Raw genomic sequence first — 21097 nt, forward strand, 5'->3', positions numbered from 1 at the left:
AAAAACAAGTGTTTTGTCTGAGCGTTTTGAAACTAAATAACCAACCAAAATTTAGCTTCTTTTGTATCTATATATTCCTAAATACTTCTTGTATTTTCTCTAGTATTCTCTACTCTATTTGTTGTTTGCTTACGCTTTTTAAGTTCGTCTGTCTGTATATTTGATTTACCTTCTGTTGGTGCATCTCTGTAATACTGAATATATCCTCGGCCTTTAAACTCGTAAACTGTACCAGAATTTGAGTGGTACAACTCTATCTTACTATCATTAATAACGCTCAGTTCGAAGAATTCATTGTCAAAGAAATCATAATCTAATGTTAATGTTTTTTGGTACATATTACCAGACATGTTTCCTACACTATAATTCCCAATGAAATCCCAATAAATATTATTGATGTTGTTAATATTAGCATCTTGAGAACTTCTAAAAGTGTCATCATTTCCACCAGATAAGAATTGTAAATAATTTTCATTATCAAAATCATTTAAGGCTCCATAATTGCTTGTATATGTTTTTTCCCATGCTTCATATTCTTGTAAGAAATAATGAATATTGTCATAAAACACAAAATCGTAATCAAAATTAGAACGTTGGTAGCCTTCTAAAAAATATGATGTATCGTTAAACGGATTATACAATTCAATAGTGTTGTAATCTACTTGGTAAACATCGAAACTATCATAACCGTCAATAATATGGTTAACGTCTAAAATCATATCGTAGGCATCATATGTACCTATCTGTACACCATAACCATTCCCTTGACTTCCTATACCAACTAAGTTATTATTAGCATACATTACACCATTTTGAAATGATACTGTAAAAGCTATCTGTAAAAACGGTGTTTCTCCATAACCTTGTGTTTGGTTAATATCAACATACCATAAATCATATGAATTTAATAACTGATTTAATGAAATTGCTGGTTCATCATTATAATGTACGTCTTCTACATAACAAGATGTAAAAAGTGTTGCAACTAATGCAAATCCTAATAGTAATTTTAAAGTTTTCATAATCTAACGGTTTTAGGGTTACATTATGTATAGTTTCAAAACGCGTGCCAAAAAAATAATTGCAGAGGTAATTAGTGGTCTTTTTTGTAAGACATAAAATGAATAACACCAAGCAACACAAAGCTTAATTGCTGATAATCAAAGTAAAATAAAGCAAATTTTAATTCTTTAAATTTTCCTTACATTTGATATACTAAATCGATTTAATTCTATGATTAATACCACAAAATATGCTGTTTTTGGTGCCGGAAGTTGGGCGACTGCCATTGTAAAAATGCTATGTGAAAACCAAAATGAAATTGGCTGGTATATGCGAAGTGTTTATGCAAAAGAACATATTCTAAAAGAAAAACACAATCCTAGTTATTTGAGTTCAGTAGAGTTTCATACTGAACAATTAAAACTAAGCAATGATATTAATGAAATTGCAGATTGGGCAGATATACTCATTTTTGTAATCCCATCTGCATTTATTCATGCAGAGTTAGAAAAACTAAACACAGATATTAGCAATAAAACCATTGTATCTGCTGTAAAAGGTATTATGCCAGAAACAGGAAAATTAGTTGGTGAGCATTTTCATGATGTCTATAATATTCCATTTGAAAACATTGCTGTTATTGCTGGTCCATGCCATGCTGAAGAGGTGGCTTTAGAACGTTTATCTTATTTAACGATTTCTTGTGCTGATGCAGAAAAAGCACAAAACATAGCAGATAATTTATCGAGTAATTATATAAAAACAAAAATTAGTGATGATATCATTGGTATAGAATACGCTGTGATGCTTAAAAACATTTATGCTATTGCTGCAGGTATTGCACATGGTTTAGGCTATGGCGATAATTTTCAAAGTGTATTGATGAGTAATTCCATTAGAGAGATGAAACGCTTTATCAAAAAAATGCACAAGATGAAGCGTAATATTAACAACTCAGCGTACTTAGGCGACTTGTTAGTAACGGGATATTCTGTATTCTCAAGGAACCGAATGTTTGGTAATATGATTGGTAAAGGTTACACTGTAAAATCTGCTCAGATGGAAATGAATATGGTTGCAGAAGGCTTTTATGCGACCAAAAGTGCTTTTGAATTAAATAAAAAGAACAAGAAAAAAACGCAACTTCCTATTATTAATGCTGTTCATGCTATTTTATATGAAGGAAAAGATGCTAAGAAGGTGTTTAAGAAATTGACGGATAAGCTCGATTAGCTTTAGACATTAGCCATTCACTTTTAGCACAATATTAAGTGTGAAATATTCAAGAATTATTTTACTAACACACCTTTTAATTGCATTAAAGGAATAGTTTGTAATGCCTTTTCATTGATGGTGTTTTTTCTAAACACGTAGGTCTTATCGAACATTTGATTACTTTCAAAAAACGTGATTTTAAACTCGTTATTGAGTTCTAGTACCTTTTCTTGAAGATATTCAATTTTAGCGTAGCTTCTTGCAGGTAATTTAGCAATGGTATGTCGCATTAAAGGCGTTAACTTTTTATCGTTGTAACCTCTAGATACAATAAGAACTGTTTCTAAATCTTTATCGCTATTGTTGATGATGTAAGCGTTCCAGTCTTGAGTTTTATATTCTAAATGTTGTTCTTTTACGACTGCAACATGAACATCTTTTACTTCTGGTATTTTAATATCTTTCTTCAAAGCTTATAAGGCTGACTTAAATTGCTCTAAAAAACGGACGTCATTTTCGCTTAACAATCTAATATCACTAATTTGGTTTAATAACATAGCAATACGATCTATACCAACACCAAAAGCAAATCCTGAGTATTCATTAGCATCAATGCCACAGTTTGCCAATACATTTGGATCTACCATTCCACAACCTCCAATTTCTAACCAACCAGTTCCTTTGGTTATTTTATAATCTGTTTCAGTTTCTAATCCCCAAAACACATCTATTTCTGCACTAGGCTCTGTAAATGGGAAGTAAGATGGGCGCAATCTAATTTTAGATTTTCCGAATAGTTCAGTCGTAAAATACTGTAGCGTTTGCTTTAAGTCTGCAAAACTCACATCTTTATCAATATACAAACCCTCTAATTGGTGGAAAAAACAGTGAGAACGTGCTGAAATCGCTTCATTTCTATACACTCTACCTGGCGAAATTGTTCTAATTGGTGGTTGATTATTTTCCATGTAACGTACTTGTACAGAACTTGTATGCGTACGTAATAATATATCTGGATCTGTTTGAATAAAAAACGTATCCTGCATATCTCTAGCAGGATGATATTCTGGTAAATTCAATGCAGTAAAATTATGCCAATCATCTTCAATCTCTGGTCCTTCACTTACGTTAAAACCAATACGCGAAAAGATGTCAATTATTTCATTTTTTACTATAGAAATAGGATGACGTGCTCCAATAGAAATTGGCTCTCCAGGACGAGACAAATCGCCATAAATACCTTTATCTTCCTCTTCACTTTCTAGAGCTTCTTTTAAGGCACTAACTCTATCTTCAGCCGTTTTTTTAAGCTGATTAATAGTTTGGCCAAACTCTTTCTTTTGATCGTTTGCTACATTTTTAAACTCAGCAAAATATTCTTTTAAAAGGCCTTTAGACCCTAAATATTTAATTCTAAAAGCTTCAACCTCTTCTTTAGATTGCGCTTTAAAAGCTTCTGCTTCTGCAATAAGTTCTTTTATCTTGTCTATCATCTTGTGCTGAATTTAATTCAGTATCTCTATAAGAGTCGGCAAATTTAGTTTTTTTTTACGAGTTATTGTAGTTGTATACCTTTGAAACTAGTCTATATATTCCGTTTCTACAAAATAATTTACAATAGCTTCTTTCATTAATATACTTTGCTCTCCTGCTTTTAGATGCGGTAATTGAGCTAAAACTTTATAATGTGGCCAACCGTCATCATCAACAAAATCAAATTCATAAAAACCGTAAGGTTCTAAAATTTTACAAATTGCAATATGCATTAAATCTAACTTATGGTCTTTTTTATATTCTCTATGAAGCTGCCCTAGTTCTTGTACGCCTATTAAGTAAATTATAGAATCGAGATCTAACTGATCTCCATCAGCAAATTGGTTAGAGAGTTTTTCTACCACTAAATTCCATCGCTCTTTTAATTGTTCGTCTCTTGCCATGTTTACGTCCTGCGAAAACAGGAATCCTTTTTATTATTGTTTCAAAACTCAAAGTTATGAGTTGTATATAATTACAACTTTAAGTTCAAAATCGTATCAAGCTTCAAAGTTAATAAACTAAAGTATCTTCAATTACGTTATTATATTAAAATGACAAAATTCACGTACTTTTGTCTAAACCGCTAGTTGTATGAGTATTATTGATATTGTTTTAGCAGCCCTTTTACTATTTGGATTTATTAGAGGTTTATTTAAAGGCCTTTTTGTTGAAGTTGCGTCTTTAGTTGCATTGGTTCTAGGTGTTTATGGCGCAATTCATTTTAGTGGTTTCGCTGCAGAATTTTTAGAGTCTAAGGTTGATTGGGAAGAAAGAACCATCAATATCGTTGCTTTTGCTATTACATTTGTTGTTATAGTTTTGGCTATTGGGTTAGCTGGTAAAGCATTGACCAAACTAGCAGATTTTGCTGCGCTTGGTATTATTAACAAACTAGCAGGTGGTGTTTTTGGAGCGCTTAAAATAGGCTTAATTCTAAGTGTTGTTTTAATTGTATTTCATAAAATGAACAATACGTTGCCTTTTATGGAACAAGAAGATTTAGAAGAAAGTATGCTTTACAAACCTGTAAAATCTTTGGCACCTATGATTTTCCCTAATTTAATTAAGAGTGAAGACGAGCCTATAATTAGCGATGAAGCTTCCTCTTAAAACTCCAACCATAGCTTTAAACACCTATTCTACCTGAAATAATGTTCTGTTTTCTAATTTAAATGATTTGCACTAATATATATCATCAACGTTATCCTTTACCCAATTTAAACAGGTTTTGAAATCTTCGAAAATATGTTCATTCGGGATGAAATCTGGAATAATATCAATACGTTCCATCATATATCTTGGTTGTTTTAGAAGTCCTACAAATAAGACTTCAACATTGTTTTTCTTTAATTCTTGTAGCATATCTTCCATGGCATAAAGACCAGATTGATCCATATATTGCATACGTCCTAATCTTAAAATTACGGTTTTAGCCGTTTGCGGTATCTGCTCTGTTAAAGCTTGAAAATCACTAGTAGAACCAAAAAACAAAGGTCCTTTTACGTGTTTAATAAAAACCTCTTCTTTTAAACTTTCTGGAAATTTACCTTCATCTGCCCACGCTTCTTCTTTTAGAGATTTTACATCAGAGCGTTCTGCCGTTAAATCACCTATCTTTTTCATAAACATTAGCGATGCTATGACTAATCCAATACCAACTGCATAAATTAAATCCCAAAATGTAGATAACACTAAAACAACCAGCATTATTAATACTTCAGAACTTAATTTTAAAGGTCCAAATTTAATATCCTTAGGCAAACTTGGTATTGCTCTTAATCCTTTATAATCCATAACACCAATACCTACTGTAATTAATATACCTGCTAAAACGGCTGCTGGAATTTTTGAAGCTACATCACTCAAGGCTAGCATAATCAAAAGAAGCATAACACCTGCAATCATACCAGATAATTTGGTTTTTCCTCCTGCATTAATATTAACAACCGTTCTAATGGTTGCTCCTGCACCTGGAATTCCACCAAAAACAGCTGCAATACTATTACCAATACCTTGACCAATTAATTCCTTATTTGGTTTATGTTTCGTTTTTGTCATATTATCGGCAACCACACTTGTTAACAAGGAATCTATTGCTCCTAAGAGCGACAAGGTTAATGCTGTGAAAATGTATGGCGTAACACTCGTTAAACTAAACGTCGTAAACATTTCTAATCTAGGAACTGGAATGCCTCCTGGAATTTCGGAAATAGGCCTATAACCTAAGTTGAAACCATAAGCAATTCCAGACATAACAACAAGCGCTACCAACGTACTTGGTATTACAGTGGTAATGCGTTTAAAACCATAAATAATAAATATAGTTCCTAATGCCAAAGCAAGCTCTAGCCAATTAATATGTTTTAAAGCTCTAGGCAACACCTTAATGGCGCCAACAGTACCAGAAGCATCTTTGGCTGCTAAGGTTTGTGATTCAGTTAAAATTTGAGCTGGAGTAATCTGGTCGGACCGTTTTATGGTTTCTTTAAAATTTTCGAGCACTAAAATACCTTCGCCAGCTTCTTCCTTTAAAATATTTTCGAGTATTACTTCCTCAGCTTGAGGCTTAAAATTTTCTACAAATGCCTCATCTTCTTTAGGGTAATAACCTATTGATGGTAATATCTGTGTTAATAGAATAATGACACCAATTGCCGTCATAAAACCAGAAACTACGGGATAAGGAATGTATCTTATATATTTTCCCAAACCTAAAAAGCCCAAGCCTATTTGTATCAGTCCAGCCATTAAAAACACAATTAATATGGCTGGTAAGGCTTTTTCAACACTACCGTCGTTAGCAGCTACAATACCTGCAATGACAACCATACTTACAGCAGTCATAGGTGCTGTTGGACCAGAGATTTGTGTGGCTGTACCTCCAAATAGTGCTGCAAAGAAACTTATAAAAATTGCACCATAAAGACCTGCTTCTGGTCCTAAACCAGACGAAACTCCAAAAGCTAACGCTAAGGGTAAGGCAACTATTCCGGCAGTTATTCCTCCAAATGCATCACCTTTTATATTCGAAAACAAATTCTTCATAACTGATTGTTAGTTTTTATTAAAGTAATCTAAATCTTATAGAACATAAAATTAAAGCGAATTATTTTTTTAGAAATTAACAAAGGCTATTACATTAACTTGATCTCTGCTAGAATTTTCAAAGAATTGGTTCATATAACCTAATTCTAACCTAAGTGCGTCAGAAAATTTATAACCTATACCACCAAATACTCTATTTCTATCAAATACTGAAGATTTTGAATTTAAAAAAATCTCATTGTACATAGAGGCATATAACGGGTTCTCACCTTCTTCTTTATATTGCAACGGAATTTTTACGCCTAAAAAATACCTAAAACGCATTTTATAATCACTCTCCACAAAACGTTGTTCAAATCGGTAACGATGACTAAGAGCTACCTTACCAACTTTTTGCTTAGTAGTATATTGTTGAAATATACGATGTTCATTCACCGACACTTTATCATCTGATTCACCTATATAATTCTCAGATAAAATATAGCCATATCCTAACAAAATATTATCATTTTCAGTAATATTATAGCCAACACCTGTTCTCAAGAGTAATTGCTCTAAGTCGCCAATTGCATTATAATTTCTATACTGAACTTCATTATGGATATTCCATTTAGAGTTCAATTTTTTATTACCAATATAAATTAACCAATTTCCTAAGTTACTATCTTGGCTTAATGCAAAAAAAGGCAGCATTAATCCCAAGATTAATGCTGCAATATTTACTTTCTTTTTCATCTTCCTCATAAAATAGAGTTTTAATAAAAATCTACCTTACCTGAGTGAATATCGTACATAGCGCCAACTATCTTAATTTCTCCTGCTTTTTCCATTTCTGATAAAATTGGGCTTTCAGCATGAATTCTATCAATAGTTAACTCAACATTTTTCTTTGAAACCTCGTTGACGAAATCTAAATTTTTAGACGTTCTTGAGCTTTCATCTTCTGGTGAAGATACTGCGTTCACTGCAGGAGTAATTTTTTCAATTAGCTTAGTTAAATTACCCATTTCTGCATGATCACATGCGCCTTTTATTGCACCACAACTTGTGTGACCTAATACAACAATAAGTTTAGTACCTGCAAGTTTACACGCAAACTCCATACTTCCTAAAATATCTTCGTTAACAAAGTTACCTGCTATTCTTACACTAAAAATATCTCCTAAACCTTGATCGAATACTAATTCTGCTGAAACTCGTGAGTCTATACAACTTAAAATTGTAGCAAAAGGAAATTGACCTTCACTTGTATCATTCACTTGCTCCAATAAATTACGATTAGCCTTTAAATTCTTTTGAAATCTTTCATTTCCTTCTTGCAAAAACTGTACAGCCTTTGCAGGTGTCATAGTGTCTTGTGTTTCTTTTGTATGTGCTTTCATGTGTTTTGTTTTTTTATGTTTTAATATACCTCTTTTTTATTACGCTCTAGATACTAATAACGAAACATTTAGCTTACTCAGCACGTCTTTTAATGGTGCTGGTTTAGTATTGCTTTTGTTTTCTGGTGTTCTATCTACGCATAATAAATTCACATTATTCTTTAAAATAAAGGATGAGAGTGTTGTTAATGTATTAGAATTTTGTTCAAAAATGTACTCTACCATGTCTTGTTTTTTAATAACATTACTATTGGTGTCTACATTTTGACTATTTGTAATTTTAAAAGATTTTAATGGCGATTCTGTATGTGTTATAACATCTTTTGAAAATTCAGTTTCAAAAAATTTATTTGAATCATTAAAAACTCCTAAGGTTAATTTTTTATTAGGTTGTAATACGTTCTTATCTGAAGATATCATTATTGGACCCTTAAATTTTTTTAAAATAAACTTAGTTAAACTATCTCCAATAAATTGAATAGGATTAGCTACTCTATGGCCTACAACAATAACATCTGGCTGATAACTCTCTATTTGCTTAAGAATCTCTTCTTTTATTTTGCCAAAGGCATAACTACCACTAATTTTTAAATCGTAATCTTGTCTGTACGTATTTACAACTGTATCAATCGTTTTTTTGGTTGAATTATGCTCTTCGTTTAAGGCTCTAATAGCAGATAATTGATTGTCTCCACCTACGATATCAATATGTTTTTTAACATGAAATAATGATACTTCTGCATTAATCATTTTTGCTAAACTAACACTGTTATCTAATAGCGTATTTACCGTCTTTTTAAAATCTGAAAGCACTAATATTTTATATTTTGCCGCTTTCATATTCTTAACTTAAACTAATATTAGATTTTGGCCTCAATTGAAAAAACTCAATAAAACTAGGTGGATTTTCTACAATCCCTCGTTTAGAAATTAACTTAATATCAATATTTCTTTCTTTTGCTTTAAATGCAAAATCATCAAGAATTTCAATAATATCATGATCTAAATACCTTGTTTTAGTAACATCGAGTTCTAAATATGTATCTCTTGGTAAACTATCTAATTCTTTTAAAATAGCACCTTTGTTAAAGAACGTTACTTCTTCTGCAAGATCCATTTTAATTCTATGTTTCCCGTTACTCTTATCTTGTATATGAAGGAAGTGAGAGTTTTGGTAGCTTTTTAATAAAATTACAATGATACCTACTAACAACCCTAAACCGATTCCGTATAATAAATCGATAAATACAATTCCTAATACAGTTACTGTAAAAGGGATAAATTGTTTCCAACCTAAATCGTACATCTTTTTAAACAAGGCAGGTTTTGCTAACTTATAACCAACAATGAATAGAATTGCCGCCAATACTGATAAAGGAATTTTATTTAAAAGGGTAGGAATTAAAATAACAGAAATTAATAATAAGAATCCATGAATTATTGCTGATAATTTTGATCTACCACCAGATTGAATATTAGCAGAACTTCTTACAATTACTTGTGTGATTGGTAAACCTCCAATAAGTCCAGAGATAATATTACCTGTTCCTTGCGCAAACAACTCTTTATTCGTTGGTGTAACATTTTTATGAGGATCTAATTTATCTGTAGCTTCCACACATAATAAAGTTTCTAAACTTGCCACTAATGCAATTGTAAATGCCGTAACCCAAATTGCAGGATTGGTGATTGCTCCAAACTCCGGAAAATTAAATTGACCTAAAAAGCTATCAAAATCATCTGGTACTGGTACTGCTACCAAGTGATCCATAGAAATATTTAAACTTGTATCTAACGTTAAAACATAAAAAATTATACCAACAGCCACTGCAACTAATGGTCCTTGAACAATTTGAAAAAACTTTCCTTTTTTAGAAAGTACATTAGACCATAACAATAAAATAACCATAGCGATTAATGCAACAACGGTTGCACCAACACTTACGTTACCACTAATTAATGCATTTATAGCTTTCAAAAGCTCTGTAAATGTATTTTCACCATCTATTTGTAGAAAGGCAAAATCTCCTTGAGGATCTTTGTCCATCCCAAAAAAGTGAGGAATTTGCTTTAAGATAATTATAATTCCAATACCTGTTAGCATGCCTTTAATTACAGAAGATGGAAAATAATACCCAATAACTCCAGCTTTTAGAATACCAAAAACTAATTGAATAACACCTCCTAAAACAACAGCTAATAAAAAGCTTTCATAACCTAAATCTTGAATGGCAGTGAATACAATGGCAGCTAAACCTGCAGCAGGTCCACTAACTCCAATTTTAGAACCACTTAAGGCTCCTACTACTATTCCTCCAATAATACCTGCAATTAAACCAGAGAATAGAGGCGCTCCACTAGCTAAAGCAATACCTAAACATAAAGGTAATGCGACGAAAAATACAACGACACTTGCTGGTAAGTCGTTTTTTAATGTTTTAAACATTTGTTATAATGATTTATACTATTGAATTCTTTTCAATAGTTGATTTAATAATTAATTAGGGACAGACACTGTAGGTCTAACAATACAATTACTAAATAAAATCGGGTGGTGGAGAAATTAAATTGAGATGTGGTATTGAGTAGTTTTTAAAGGTGTACCCAATGAAATTTGTAGGTAAAGGATCTTCAAATAACGATTCTGAAATTTGATGATCTTTATCAAAAAGAAGTTTTGCATTATTATTTTCTTCTTCTTCACTTATACTAAAAAAACACGTAATATCTATAGTATCATCGATAGATGAAATTATAGTTGGTGCCGATATAAGAGCCATAAAAATTATGGTGAAAAAAACGGCAATTCTATATTTCGTACTTTTTTGCATAAGCCGCAAATATAATATGCAATTACTGTTTTTGTGTTAAAAAATCTTTAATAATTTAATATCTTTTGCAGGAATCCATCCTGTTGAGTTATCTGAAAGTTGAATTTTACTCCAATCTTCATAAGATTTTATAACGTGAACTTTGGTACCTTCATGCAACCTAAACACTTCTTCACTTGCCTGGTTAGGATCTGTTTTTACTCTGCTCTCTTGAGTAAATACAATAGCTGGATTATCCTTTTTATCTATTGCTGATTTCTGAAATGCCATAGCAACCGAAAAACAAGCTATTAGTAAACTAACAATGCTCGTTACAAAGGCTATTCGTTTTTTGGAAGTATTATAAGAAAAATGATAAGCCAAAAATATAACTACAAATAATAAAACGCCAGCCACAGCTATTTTCGCCCATGTATCTGTATTAAATGTGTTTACTAAATTATTGATAAGTCTAGAAAAGCCAACTTTAGGAACGCTGTCTATAGCATCTATGGTCATGTTTTGAGCAAACGCTAAATTGTTTTGTATTTCCTTATCATTAGGATTTAGTAGTAAAGCTTTTTCAAAATAATAAATACTAGGAGCAATGTTATTCAGTTTATAATTTGCATTACCAAGGTTATAGTACAACTCCGCAGAATGTTGTTCTGAACCTAAGATAGATTCATATTTATCTATAGCTTCGGCGTATTTACCGTTATTATACAGTGCATTTGCCTCAGCAAAAATAGCGTCATTTTGCGAAAAGCCCATAAAACTTAAACAACATAGAAGTAAGAAGGTAATAGCTCTCATATTATCTCAATTGTTTATCAATTAACGAAATTGTTTTAGCCGCTTTATCATAATCATTCTGCATTGTCACTTGTTCAATTGGCGTGTATCGTGCCAATTCACAATTTTCTAAAATGGAAATAAAATCTGAAACCACAGAGCTTTCAACCTTACGTTCGGTTAACAATCCTTCAATTTTTTCCTTATTAAAATCGCTTGTTTCTATATTCAATTTTGATTTCAAATAATTATGAAGTGCTTTTTCTAAAGCTAAATAAAACGACTCTTTTTGTCCCATCGTTTTTTTAGCTTCACTCAAATACTTTTTAGCTAAACGATCTGCTTTTCTTATTCTATTACCTTGTACATCTGCATTACGTTCATCACGTTTGCGTCTTATAACAATAGCTAAAGGAATTGCTAAGAATGGTAATAAGGTTAATGTCCAAAAGGCTGATGATTGAAAAAATGGCTCTGATTTTTGATCTACCCAATTAGATGACGTTTTAATAAAAGAAAATGTATTTGCGTTGGCATTGACTGTTTGCTTCGTATTTGCTGTCACATTTTCTGCTGTTCCGCTTGTGGCTGTTGGACCGCTTATAACATCTATAATTATCTCATCTGATGTAATACGATTATAACTCTCCTTTTCTGGATCAAAATATGAAAACGAAATACTTGGCACAGGGTATTTACCTTTATATTGAGGCACAATAGTATATGTATCTGAAATACCACCTTGCATACCACCTAAATTAGTACGTACACTTTCTTTATGTTCTGGCTCATAAACTTCTAATGAACTCGGAACCGTTAGTTTTGGTAATTCAAATAACTTTAAATTCCCTTTTCCTTTTACTTCTATTTTTGCTTGCAATGATTCTGAAGCATTTAATTCTGTTTTAGAAGTTGTTACCTTAAAAGAAAAATCACCTACTGCTCCTTTAAAATCTGATGGTTTCCCTTCTTCTGGTAAAGGCTTTACATTTATTATTCTGCTTCCTGCTGTAACCTCTTTTGGAACTTTGGTCATTAGTGCTCTACCAAAAATATCTCTTTTATTTGAAGGTACTTCAGCTGTGATATCCATCACTAAAGGTTCAATTTTTAAACGTCCAGATTTTTGAGGATAAAGTACTGTTTTTCTTAAAACCACATAACGATATTCCTTACCCTTATACTCACCTGTTAATACGTTAAGACCTTTTATTTCAATATTTTGATTCCAAAAATCATTAAATCTAGGAATTTCCTTTTCACGCCAATTACTGCTTACACCAATATCTGGTGACACATATAATTTATACACAACGGTTATGGCTTCATTAAGATAAGGATTAGAATTAGAAACCTCAGCCACCAAATGAATATTTTCTGAGGCTGCATCTGAGGCTGCAGTATTTCCATTAGGCTTACTTACAGCTTTAGTAACCTCTATTGTTATAGGAAAGGTTTTATAAGTTTCGCCATCAATCTCAATCTTAGCTTGTTTAATTGTGAATTTTCCTCGTTTTTTTGGAGCTAAAAAGTAACTGTATGTTTTATTATAAGAGCGTTGACCATTTCTAGAATAATTACTTACTGAAGTATTAGGACCACCAACAACATCAAAATCTGCAAAACTTGGAGGATCAAAATTATCGCCATCTTGATTCATCTCAAAATCGATTCTAAGTCGCTCATTAACGCCTAATTTCTTCTTACTGACTTTAGCTTCAAATTTTACTTGTGCAGAAGCTACACTTGCTGCAAGTATTAAAAATAGTATTGATATGTGTTTTTTGATGTACATAATGTGGACGACTCTAAATTTTTGTTTTAAGATTCAGTTTATTTAAATCAAAAATTGTAATTCTATAATCGTAACTCGTTTTACCAGTCTTTCTCTGTTTTTACTTTAACGCCTTTTTGTTTCTCGGCATTCATTTTTTCTTGAACCTTTTGCTCTTGATTTTGCATAGCTTCGAGAATATTCTTTACCTGTTGAGGAGACATTTTTCCTGGCTGTGGTTTCGGTTTCTGATTTGGATCTTTATTGTCTTTATCTCCTTTACCATCATTCTTATCTTCGTCTTTAGGCTTACCGTCCTCATCTTTTTCCTTGTCACCATCCTTTTTATCTTGGTCGCCTTCGTCCTTTTTATCTTTATCGTCTTTATTTTCGTCTTCTTTCTTTTGCTCGTCTTCCTTATCTTGTTCTTCGTCTTTATTCTCGTCTTCCTTGTTATCTTCACCTCCTCCATCGTTTTGCTGATCTGCACACTCCTTTGCTAACGCAAAATTATAACGTGTTTCTTCATCATTTGGATTATTTCTTAATGCATTTTTAAAAGCTTCAACGGCTTCTTTACAAGCTTCGTTTTGCATTAAAATATTACCCATATTATGAAATGCTCTGTGTTTTTCATCTTTAGTAGTTGCATTCTTAGCTGCTTCTTGACTTCTAAATAAGGATTCTTCAAAATTACCTTTTCTAAAATACGAGTGCGATAAGTTATAGGCACCAACAGCTTTATTTGGTGCTTCTGAAATGGCTTTTCTATATTCCATTTCTGCTTCTATATAATTATCTGAACCTACAAGCTCATTAGCTTTATAAACAAGGTCTGTTGCGCTTTTTTCTGCTTTTAATTGTAACTCGTCTTGATTTTGTGAAAAACCAAGTCCACCAATTAAAATTGTAATAATGAATATATAAAATCTCATATTGTAATAATTTTAAAAAACGATCTCTAAATTACTAAAGCCTTTAACGACTTAGCGTTAAAGAAATTCTAAAAATTTTCATTGAATAAGTTAAGTTTTTTCAACCATGCTGTCTTTCGCTCCAAGAAAAATATATCAATAAACAATAAAAAGATGCCTAATCCAAGAAACCATTGAAATTGATCTTTAAAATCTGCTATTTGCTTAGACTCAAATTCTTGCTTATCCATTTTTGCTAATTCACCTGTAAGGGTTTTAACGACCTCAGACGTGTTGCTGCCATTAATATAAACGCCATTCGCTTCTGATGCAATCTCTTTTAAGGTTGTTTCATTAAGACGCGTAATTACGGTTTCGCCTTGGTTATCTTTTTTATAATTTAAGATAACTCCATTACGTTTAATAGGAATTGGACCTCCTTTTAGGTCACCTACGCCAACGGTATAAATTCTTATGCCTTGCTCTGCAGCTTCTTCTGCAACATCCATAGCATCACCATCATGATCTTCTCCATCTGAAATAATAATTAACACACGGTTGGCTTGATCTTCATTATCAAAATACGTTTTTGAAAGCTGAATAGCTTCGCTAATTGCCGTTCCTTGTGAAGATAGCATATCTGTATTCATGTTCTGCAAAAACATTTTTGCAGAGGCATAATCTGTTGTTATAGGCAATTGCGGAAATGCTTTACCTGCATAAGCGATAATACCAACTCTATCACTAACTAAACTGTTAATGATTTGCGTTACCAATTGCTTAGATTTATCTAATCTGCTTGGTGCAATATCTTCTGCTAACATACTTTTAGATACATCTATTGCAAATACTACATCTACACCTTCACTACGTACAGTTTCTAATTTTGTTCCTATTTTGGGGTTTACTAAAGCTAATGACAAACAAGCAAAAGCACCACAAAGTACTATTATCTTTAATATACTTTTAAATAATGATTGATTAGGACTAAGGCGTTTTAACAATGCAGAATCCGCGAATTTTCTTTGTGCAGAACGTCTCCATAATTGTAAAACTACAAATAGCAAAATTATTACCGGAATTACCAGTAACGTCCAAAACCATATTGTTTCATCGAGTCTAAACAAAGCTTCTAAATATTGTGTTTCTTAATAATAATTCTATCAATAATAACAAACCAGCTAAAAGAATGAATGGCCTGTATTTTTCATCGTAATTGTAATATTTCTTTTCTTCAATTTCGGTTTTTTCGAGCTTATTAATTTCGTCGTAAATCTGAGCCAACTTGTCGTTATTAGTCGCTCTAAAATACTTTCCACCTGTTTCTTCGGCTATTTCTTTTAACAAATTTTCGTCTATTTCTACTTGTGCTCTACCGTATCTAAAAGTTCCGTTAGGATTAAAGCCAATTGGAGATAAAGCCATTCCATTTGTTCCTAAACCTATGGTGTACACTTTTATTCCATATTCTACAGCTAATATACTTGCTGTTTTTGGATCTATCTGTCCTGATGTATTTACACCATCAGTCAACAAAATGATAACTTTACTTTTTGCTCTGCTATCTTTTAACCTATTTACAGAGGTTCCTAAACCCATACCAATTGCGGTACCACTTTCTATAATCGTATTGTATTTTATATCTCTTAGCGAACGTTGTACTATTGATTTATCACTAGTAATTGGCGTTTTTGTAAAGGCTTCACCTGCATATTCTACCAAACCAATTCTATCATTTGGTCGCCCATCAATAAAATCTGCTGCTACTTCTTTTAAGGCATCTAATCTATTTGGTCGTAAATCTTTGGCTAACATACTTGCAGACACATCAATTGCCATAACAATATCAATACCACTAGTTGTTTTTGTCTTTGTTGATACATCTACAGTTCGTGGTCTTGCCAATGCTGTAATTAAAAGTGCCAAAGCAATTAAGCGTAAGGCAAATAATAAGTGCTTAAATTTTGTCCAAAAAGAAGAGGTGTTTTTAAATCCTTTCGTACTCGATATTTTTAACTCAGCAGTTTGTTTGCTGTGTTTTAAAACATACCAAATTATGGCTAGTGGTAAAAGCAACAACAGCCAAAAAAATTCTTTATTTAAAAATTGTATTTGCTCTAACATTAATTCTCTTTTTCTTCTTCCGCTGGTTTTAACTCAATAGAATCTGTAATACGCTCAATAATATCTTCAGCATAGGCATCATCTGTTCTCCAAATTAAAACGATCTGTTGAATAACGTTCTCTGTGGTAAAACTAAAGAGTGTATACTCTCCTTTTTCAAAACTATTAGGTGTTATCCCAGGGAACTGAGCTGTTCCATACGTTTTAACGCCTTCTGCACCATTTGGCGTTACAAATTTTTCATTTTTGGTAATAATATTTTCGACACCACTTGCTTCCCAAGATTTTAAGTTACCCTCTACAACAGTTTCAATATTTATTGCTTTTTGCTCATCTGGATTTTCGCTTTCTGGCTTATTCAATAATGTTGTACTTGTTAGAATATAGAAACGCTCTATTAAACTTCCGTAGCCAAAAACGCTCATTTTAGCTTTACCTGCTAATACTTCTGGTAATTTAACTTCTTGTCGTTTTAAAACCCTTGGTGTTTCAATCCAAATAGGTGGAAATCCGTAAGCACTTTCTACCCATTTGCCTTCTAACAGCTCTTTACTCTCGTGACCTATTATTGTATCTTTTACATAACCAAAACCATATTTCATTCCAAAACCAACAAGAGTTGCTAAGATTAAGAACACGGAAATACCTACTGTAATCCAGATTTTTTTACGTTTCTTTTTACGCTCTTGTTCTTCCTTATATTTTTGGTCTAATAGTTTTTCTTCCTCAGATGGTTCTGGCAGGCTAATTTTTACATTATCTATAGCTTTATCAATGGTTAATTTGTCCATTTCAGCAAGCTCAATATCTGGCGCAGATTTTGCAAACTTCACTAAATCTGCACGTTGTAAAATTGATTCTATATGTAGAATGGTCTCCTTAGATAAAGGTACCTGATTACCATCTTTTAATAGGTTTAATCTCTTAATAAGTTCTGCTGTTGTACTCTCGAGCGCTCGATCATAAACTTTCTCATCTAAGTATTTTCTGATAATAAAGGTTAATTCTGAGTAATATTCTTTTACCTCTGAGCGTATTAAGTAATCGCTTTCATCGAGTTTTTTAATCGCTAATTTTGCACGGTCATATGGTGGTAATAGGGCAATTTTAGCTTCTTCAGAAAGCGGTTTTTTTCGCCAAATAATCCAATACAACAAAAATGCAACTAACGCTATTATTGCTAACGCAATTAAAAGCCACTTCCACCAATTACTTGAGCTTTTGTTTACTTCGATAATAGGTTTTATATCGTAAAGTTTTTGTTTTGAAGTGTCAACCTCAATGGTATTTACAACGACTCTTAGTGAATCCGTTAAGAAGGGTTTTTCATCAATAATGATTTTTTGTCTTGGAATGGTATAAACACCAGAATCAAACTGTGTTAATTTATAAACTCTAGATAACAAGAATTTTGAGTCTTGTTTTATAGTATCTATCTTTAAAGCTTCTACAGATTCTAATGGTGTAAATGTTTGCCCTTCAGGAAAAACAACGAGTGATAACGAATCTGCTTCAACATTTATTTGATAATTGATTTGCTCACCAATTCTAATTTTTGTGGTATCAACAGCAGAAGTTACTTGAGCAGACATTACAAAAGAAGACAAGAAACAGAATATAGAAAATAGCCCAATTACTGAAGATTGTAAACGGCATACAGATGCACTATTACTTTCTACTAATATACTTGCTTTATACTTTATACTTTTCACTTCTTTCTTTGTTCTTTTCTCTTTAACCTTAACACTTCACACAAATAATTACCTTTGCTTAAAATATCCCAGCAATTTCTTCACATAACTTTCGTCTACTCTACAATCTATTGCTCCAGAACCAGACTTAGCAAAACTTTCTTTAAAATAATGTACCTTTTCGTTATAAAATTTACTGTAGTTCTGTCTTACTTTTTTAGAGGCTGTGTTAACTAACATTACTTCACCAGTTTCTTCATCTTCCATTTGTACCATGCCAATGTTAGGAATTTCGGCTTCGTGTTTATCGTAAATTCTTATGCCTGTAATATCGTGTCTGCCTGCTGCTATTTTTAAATTATGTTTATAATCATCTGCTACAAAATCTGAAAGCACAAAAACAATGGCTTTCTTCTTCATTACATTAGATAAAAACTTTAGGGCTTCAGAGACATTAGTCTCTTTACTTTTAGGTTGAAATTCTAATAACTCACGGATAATTCTTAGAACATGAGAACGTCCTTTTTTTGGTGGAATGAATAATTCAATTTCATCTGAAAACAAAATCAAACCTATTTTATCATTATTCTGAGTAGCAGAAAAGGCTAATGTTGCAGCTATTTCTGTTACAATTTCATCTTTAAATTGATTTTTTGTTCCAAATAATTTACTGCCAGAAACATCTGCCATAAGCATCATGGTAAGCTCTCGTTCTTCTTCAAAAACTTTTATGTGAGGTAGATTAGTTCTTGCGGTTACATTCCAATCTATATTTCTTACATCATCGCCAAACTGATACTGACGTACTTCAGAAAAAGTCATACCACGACCTTTGAAAGTCGAATGATATTCACCTCCAAATATATGATCAGACAAGCGACGTGTCTTAATCTCTATTTTTCGTACTTTTTTAAGTAATTCCTTAGTGTCCATTATTTAGTAAACAGTTTTCTGTCGCAGTTTTCAGTTTAGTGCGGTTGTACCTTTTATATTTAGTATCAGTCTTCAGTAAACAACTCCTCACTATGACTGACTAAATATTAAAAACTCATTTATGGTACTTCGATCTCGTTTACAATCTTATTAATAATATCTTCAGAAGTAACATTTTCAGCTTCAGCTTCATAAGTAATACCTATTCTATGACGTAAAACATCATGCACAACTGCACGTACATCTTCTGGTATTACATAACCTCTTCGTTTTATAAAAGCATAACATTTAGCAGCAGTTGCTAAGTTGATACTTCCACGAGGTGAAGCACCAAATGATATTAAAGGTTTTAAATCTCCTAGTCTATATTTTTCTGGGTAACGCGTAGCAAAGATGATATCGAGAATATACTTCTCAATTTTTTCATCCATATAAACTTCTCTAACTGAGTTTTGAGCGCTTAAAATCTGAGCAATAGACACTACTGGGTTAACTTTTTCGTAAGACCCTTTTAAATTGGCTCTTACAATCATTTGTTCTTCTTCAATTTTTGGATAATCGATAACTGTCTTTAACATAAAACGATCCACTTGTGCTTCTGGCAATGGGTATGTTCCTTCTTGCTCAACCGGATTCATTGTTGCCATTACCAAAAATGGTTTATCTAAGATAAAGGTTTCATCACCAATAGTTACTTGTTTCTCTTGCATCGCTTCTAACAAAGCAGATTGCACTTTTGCAGGTGCTCTGTTAATCTCATCTGCTAAAACAAAATTGGCAAAAATTGGTCCTTTTTTAATTGTGAAGTCATTCTCCTTCATATTAAAGATTAATGTACCTACAACATCTGCAGGTAACAAATCTGGAGTAAACTGTATTCTACTAAAACTAGCATCAATTGCTTTAGATAATGTATTAATGGCTAACGTTTTTGCTAAACCAGGAACACCTTCTAATAAAATATGCCCTTGACCTAATAAACCAATTAGTAAACGCTCTACCATGTGCTTTTGCCCTACAATAACCTTATTCATTTCTAAGGTTAATAAATCGACAAATGCACTTTCTTTTTCAATCTTTTCATTAATTGACTTTATGTCAACTGTACTCGTTTCTTCCATTATTTTAAAGGGTTTAAGAACAAAACTAATGTAATACCATTTTGAGATATTTACAACTAGTGACTTATTAATTTTTTAGAGGATGCAAAATGTTAAAATTTTTCGTGGCATGCTGTTAACAATTGGTTAAAAAAAATGAGTAACACCGAAGTATCACTCATTTTAAGAATTAATTATGGGTTAGGGCTAACTAATCCTAAAATTTTCTGATTTCAGTTTGTAGCTTAGGATCTAAAATCAAAGTGTTTTCTTCGCTATTGAATTGCACAGATTGATCTAAATCTAATTCTAAAATCACTTGGTAAATATGATTCCCTTCAAATTCTCTTTGTACTAAATTAGAAGCTATAGTATTTTCATCTACCTCTAAATTAATTATTACGTTATTAATATCCATAAAGTTAGTATCACCAAGTACTAATTTTATTTCATAAATGTAACTAGGATCAATTTCTATGTGATCTACTAATAACAGTTCAGTATCAGCTGCTAAGTCAGATATGTTATGAGTTCCTGTGTTAATGGCATTTAAACTTACCCAAGAGTTAGACGAATTATTATCAACTCTTATTTGCACATCTTCAATATCGAGAAAAACCTTACTAAGCTCATCTGTAGTACTTTTTAAGCTTACTGATATCGCTGCTTTGTTCTCACTTCTACCTAAATCATCTTTGGTGCAACTAGAAAAACTTAATGAAATTATTAAGAATAGGACAAAATATTTTATTGGTTTCATAGATTTCATGATTTGG

At 32.0% G+C, this 21097-nt stretch carries 21 protein-coding genes; 2 read left to right on the top strand and 19 right to left on the bottom strand.

What is annotated here, in order from left to right; all coding sequences use genetic code 11:
• Window positions 1-77: 77 nt before the first annotated feature.
• Window positions 78-1022 (bottom strand): nicotinic acid mononucleotide adenyltransferase, encoded by a 945-nt coding sequence (locus ACJBCC_RS03055; RefSeq protein ID WP_407556362.1) that lies wholly within the window; start codon window positions 1020-1022, stop codon window positions 78-80.
• Between the two features lie 211 nt (window positions 1023-1233).
• Between ACJBCC_RS03055 and ACJBCC_RS03060 the strand changes: the two genes are divergently transcribed.
• A complete protein-coding gene (locus ACJBCC_RS03060) occupies window positions 1234-2235 on the top strand; it encodes an NAD(P)H-dependent glycerol-3-phosphate dehydrogenase (RefSeq protein WP_407556363.1) in 1002 nt (333 codons plus the stop codon).
• 56 nt (window positions 2236-2291) lie between these two features.
• Here ACJBCC_RS03060 and ACJBCC_RS03065 read toward each other — a convergent pair whose 3' ends face one another.
• The 3 genes from ACJBCC_RS03065 to ACJBCC_RS03075 form a co-directional block, all read right to left on the bottom strand.
• The gene (locus tag ACJBCC_RS03065; RefSeq protein WP_407556364.1) at window positions 2292-2687 is read right to left on the bottom strand and encodes a hypothetical protein; all 396 of its coding nucleotides are present in this window, start codon (window positions 2685-2687) and stop codon (window positions 2292-2294) included.
• A gap of 3 nt (window positions 2688-2690) precedes the next feature.
• The gene (pheS, locus tag ACJBCC_RS03070) at window positions 2691-3710 is read right to left on the bottom strand and encodes a phenylalanine--tRNA ligase subunit alpha (protein WP_407556365.1); all 1020 of its coding nucleotides are present in this window, start codon (window positions 3708-3710) and stop codon (window positions 2691-2693) included.
• Between the two features lie 87 nt (window positions 3711-3797).
• Entirely contained in the window at window positions 3798-4154 is a 357-nt protein-coding gene (locus ACJBCC_RS03075) for a hypothetical protein (RefSeq protein ID WP_407556366.1), read from the bottom strand.
• 190 nt (window positions 4155-4344) lie between these two features.
• On the opposite strand from ACJBCC_RS03075, the gene ACJBCC_RS03080 reads away from it, so the two are divergent.
• Complete coding sequence (locus ACJBCC_RS03080) at window positions 4345-4863, top strand: CvpA family protein (protein ID WP_407556367.1); 519 nt, start codon at window positions 4345-4347, stop codon at window positions 4861-4863.
• 72 nt (window positions 4864-4935) lie between these two features.
• Here ACJBCC_RS03080 and ACJBCC_RS03085 read toward each other — a convergent pair whose 3' ends face one another.
• The 15 genes from ACJBCC_RS03085 to ACJBCC_RS03155 all read right to left on the bottom strand — a co-directional run bounded on the left by ACJBCC_RS03085 (window position 4936) and on the right by ACJBCC_RS03155 (window position 21081).
• Window positions 4936-6798: a SulP family inorganic anion transporter gene (locus tag ACJBCC_RS03085; protein ID WP_407556368.1), complete on the bottom strand. Its 1863-nt coding sequence runs from the start codon at window positions 6796-6798 to the stop codon at window positions 4936-4938.
• Between the two features lie 69 nt (window positions 6799-6867).
• Window positions 6868-7542, bottom strand: a complete 675-nt coding sequence (locus ACJBCC_RS03090; protein WP_407556369.1) for a DUF2490 domain-containing protein — start codon at window positions 7540-7542, stop codon at window positions 6868-6870.
• 11 nt (window positions 7543-7553) lie between these two features.
• Window positions 7554-8180 carry a carbonic anhydrase family protein gene (locus ACJBCC_RS03095; protein WP_407556370.1) on the bottom strand — a complete coding sequence of 209 codons (627 nt, stop codon included), beginning with the start codon at window positions 8178-8180 and terminating at the stop codon, window positions 7554-7556.
• A 39-nt stretch (window positions 8181-8219) separates the two neighbouring features.
• Entirely contained in the window at window positions 8220-9020 is an 801-nt protein-coding gene (locus ACJBCC_RS03100; RefSeq protein WP_407556371.1) for a universal stress protein, read from the bottom strand.
• Between the two features lie 4 nt (window positions 9021-9024).
• A complete protein-coding gene (locus ACJBCC_RS03105; RefSeq protein WP_407556372.1) occupies window positions 9025-10626 on the bottom strand; it encodes a SulP family inorganic anion transporter in 1602 nt (533 codons plus the stop codon).
• Between the two features lie 91 nt (window positions 10627-10717).
• Entirely contained in the window at window positions 10718-10960 is a 243-nt protein-coding gene (locus ACJBCC_RS03110; protein WP_407556373.1) for a hypothetical protein, read from the bottom strand.
• An 87-nt stretch (window positions 10961-11047) separates the two neighbouring features.
• Window positions 11048-11806: a tetratricopeptide repeat protein gene (locus ACJBCC_RS03115; RefSeq protein ID WP_407556374.1), complete on the bottom strand. Its 759-nt coding sequence runs from the start codon at window positions 11804-11806 to the stop codon at window positions 11048-11050.
• A 1-nt stretch (window position 11807) separates the two neighbouring features.
• Entirely contained in the window at window positions 11808-13580 is a 1773-nt protein-coding gene (locus ACJBCC_RS03120; RefSeq protein ID WP_299098433.1) for a BatD family protein, read from the bottom strand.
• Window positions 13581-13660: 80 nt separating this feature from the next.
• Window positions 13661-14494, bottom strand: a complete 834-nt coding sequence (locus tag ACJBCC_RS03125; protein ID WP_299098432.1) for an aerotolerance regulator BatC — start codon at window positions 14492-14494, stop codon at window positions 13661-13663.
• Window positions 14495-14562: 68 nt separating this feature from the next.
• A complete protein-coding gene (locus tag ACJBCC_RS03130) occupies window positions 14563-15600 on the bottom strand; it encodes a VWA domain-containing protein (RefSeq protein WP_299098431.1) in 1038 nt (345 codons plus the stop codon).
• On the bottom strand, window positions 15593-16597 hold the full coding sequence (locus tag ACJBCC_RS03135) for a VWA domain-containing protein (protein ID WP_299098430.1): 1005 nt from the start codon (window positions 16595-16597) through the stop codon (window positions 15593-15595). Before ACJBCC_RS03135 ends, ACJBCC_RS03130 begins: the two co-directional genes overlap by 8 nt.
• Entirely contained in the window at window positions 16597-18282 is a 1686-nt protein-coding gene (locus ACJBCC_RS03140) for a hypothetical protein (protein WP_407556527.1), read from the bottom strand. Before ACJBCC_RS03140 ends, ACJBCC_RS03135 begins: the two co-directional genes overlap by 1 nt.
• A 75-nt stretch (window positions 18283-18357) precedes the next feature.
• Window positions 18358-19221 carry a DUF58 domain-containing protein gene (locus tag ACJBCC_RS03145; RefSeq protein ID WP_299098428.1) on the bottom strand — a complete coding sequence of 288 codons (864 nt, stop codon included), beginning with the start codon at window positions 19219-19221 and terminating at the stop codon, window positions 18358-18360.
• 119 nt (window positions 19222-19340) lie between these two features.
• Window positions 19341-20342, bottom strand: coding sequence for a MoxR family ATPase (locus ACJBCC_RS03150; RefSeq protein ID WP_299098427.1), 1002 nt, complete (start codon window positions 20340-20342; stop codon window positions 19341-19343).
• A gap of 196 nt (window positions 20343-20538) precedes the next feature.
• On the bottom strand, window positions 20539-21081 hold the full coding sequence (locus ACJBCC_RS03155) for a DUF4382 domain-containing protein (RefSeq protein ID WP_407556375.1): 543 nt from the start codon (window positions 21079-21081) through the stop codon (window positions 20539-20541).
• Window positions 21082-21097 lie beyond the last annotated feature (16 nt).

Source organism: Winogradskyella sp. 4-2091 (assembly GCF_045765065.1).
GTDB lineage: Bacteria > Bacteroidota > Bacteroidia > Flavobacteriales > Flavobacteriaceae > Winogradskyella.

What these genes read in the sequence shown, in the direction of transcription:
- ACJBCC_RS03055 (WP_407556362.1), bottom strand. Translation starts at nt 1,022, where the DNA reads ATGAAAACTTTAAAATTACTATTAGGATTTGCATTAGTTGCAACACTT.
- ACJBCC_RS03060 (WP_407556363.1), top strand. Translation starts at nt 1,234, where the DNA reads ATGATTAATACCACAAAATATGCTGTTTTTGGTGCCGGAAGTTGGGCG.
- pheS (WP_407556365.1), bottom strand. Translation starts at nt 3,710, where the DNA reads ATGATAGACAAGATAAAAGAACTTATTGCAGAAGCAGAAGCTTTTAAA.
- ACJBCC_RS03075 (WP_407556366.1), bottom strand. Translation starts at nt 4,154, where the DNA reads ATGGCAAGAGACGAACAATTAAAAGAGCGATGGAATTTAGTGGTAGAA.
- ACJBCC_RS03080 (WP_407556367.1), top strand. Translation starts at nt 4,345, where the DNA reads ATGAGTATTATTGATATTGTTTTAGCAGCCCTTTTACTATTTGGATTT.
- ACJBCC_RS03085 (WP_407556368.1), bottom strand. Translation starts at nt 6,798, where the DNA reads ATGAAGAATTTGTTTTCGAATATAAAAGGTGATGCATTTGGAGGAATA.
- ACJBCC_RS03090 (WP_407556369.1), bottom strand. Translation starts at nt 7,542, where the DNA reads ATGAGGAAGATGAAAAAGAAAGTAAATATTGCAGCATTAATCTTGGGA.
- ACJBCC_RS03095 (WP_407556370.1), bottom strand. Translation starts at nt 8,180, where the DNA reads ATGAAAGCACATACAAAAGAAACACAAGACACTATGACACCTGCAAAG.
- ACJBCC_RS03100 (WP_407556371.1), bottom strand. Translation starts at nt 9,020, where the DNA reads ATGAAAGCGGCAAAATATAAAATATTAGTGCTTTCAGATTTTAAAAAG.
- ACJBCC_RS03105 (WP_407556372.1), bottom strand. Translation starts at nt 10,626, where the DNA reads ATGTTTAAAACATTAAAAAACGACTTACCAGCAAGTGTCGTTGTATTT.
- ACJBCC_RS03110 (WP_407556373.1), bottom strand. Translation starts at nt 10,960, where the DNA reads ATGGCTCTTATATCGGCACCAACTATAATTTCATCTATCGATGATACT.
- ACJBCC_RS03115 (WP_407556374.1), bottom strand. Translation starts at nt 11,806, where the DNA reads ATGAGAGCTATTACCTTCTTACTTCTATGTTGTTTAAGTTTTATGGGC.
- ACJBCC_RS03120 (WP_299098433.1), bottom strand. Translation starts at nt 13,580, where the DNA reads ATGTACATCAAAAAACACATATCAATACTATTTTTAATACTTGCAGCA.
- ACJBCC_RS03125 (WP_299098432.1), bottom strand. Translation starts at nt 14,494, where the DNA reads ATGAGATTTTATATATTCATTATTACAATTTTAATTGGTGGACTTGGT.
- ACJBCC_RS03135 (WP_299098430.1), bottom strand. Translation starts at nt 16,597, where the DNA reads ATGTTAGAGCAAATACAATTTTTAAATAAAGAATTTTTTTGGCTGTTG.
- ACJBCC_RS03145 (WP_299098428.1), bottom strand. Translation starts at nt 19,221, where the DNA reads ATGGACACTAAGGAATTACTTAAAAAAGTACGAAAAATAGAGATTAAG.
- ACJBCC_RS03150 (WP_299098427.1), bottom strand. Translation starts at nt 20,342, where the DNA reads ATGGAAGAAACGAGTACAGTTGACATAAAGTCAATTAATGAAAAGATT.
- ACJBCC_RS03155 (WP_407556375.1), bottom strand. Translation starts at nt 21,081, where the DNA reads ATGAAACCAATAAAATATTTTGTCCTATTCTTAATAATTTCATTAAGT.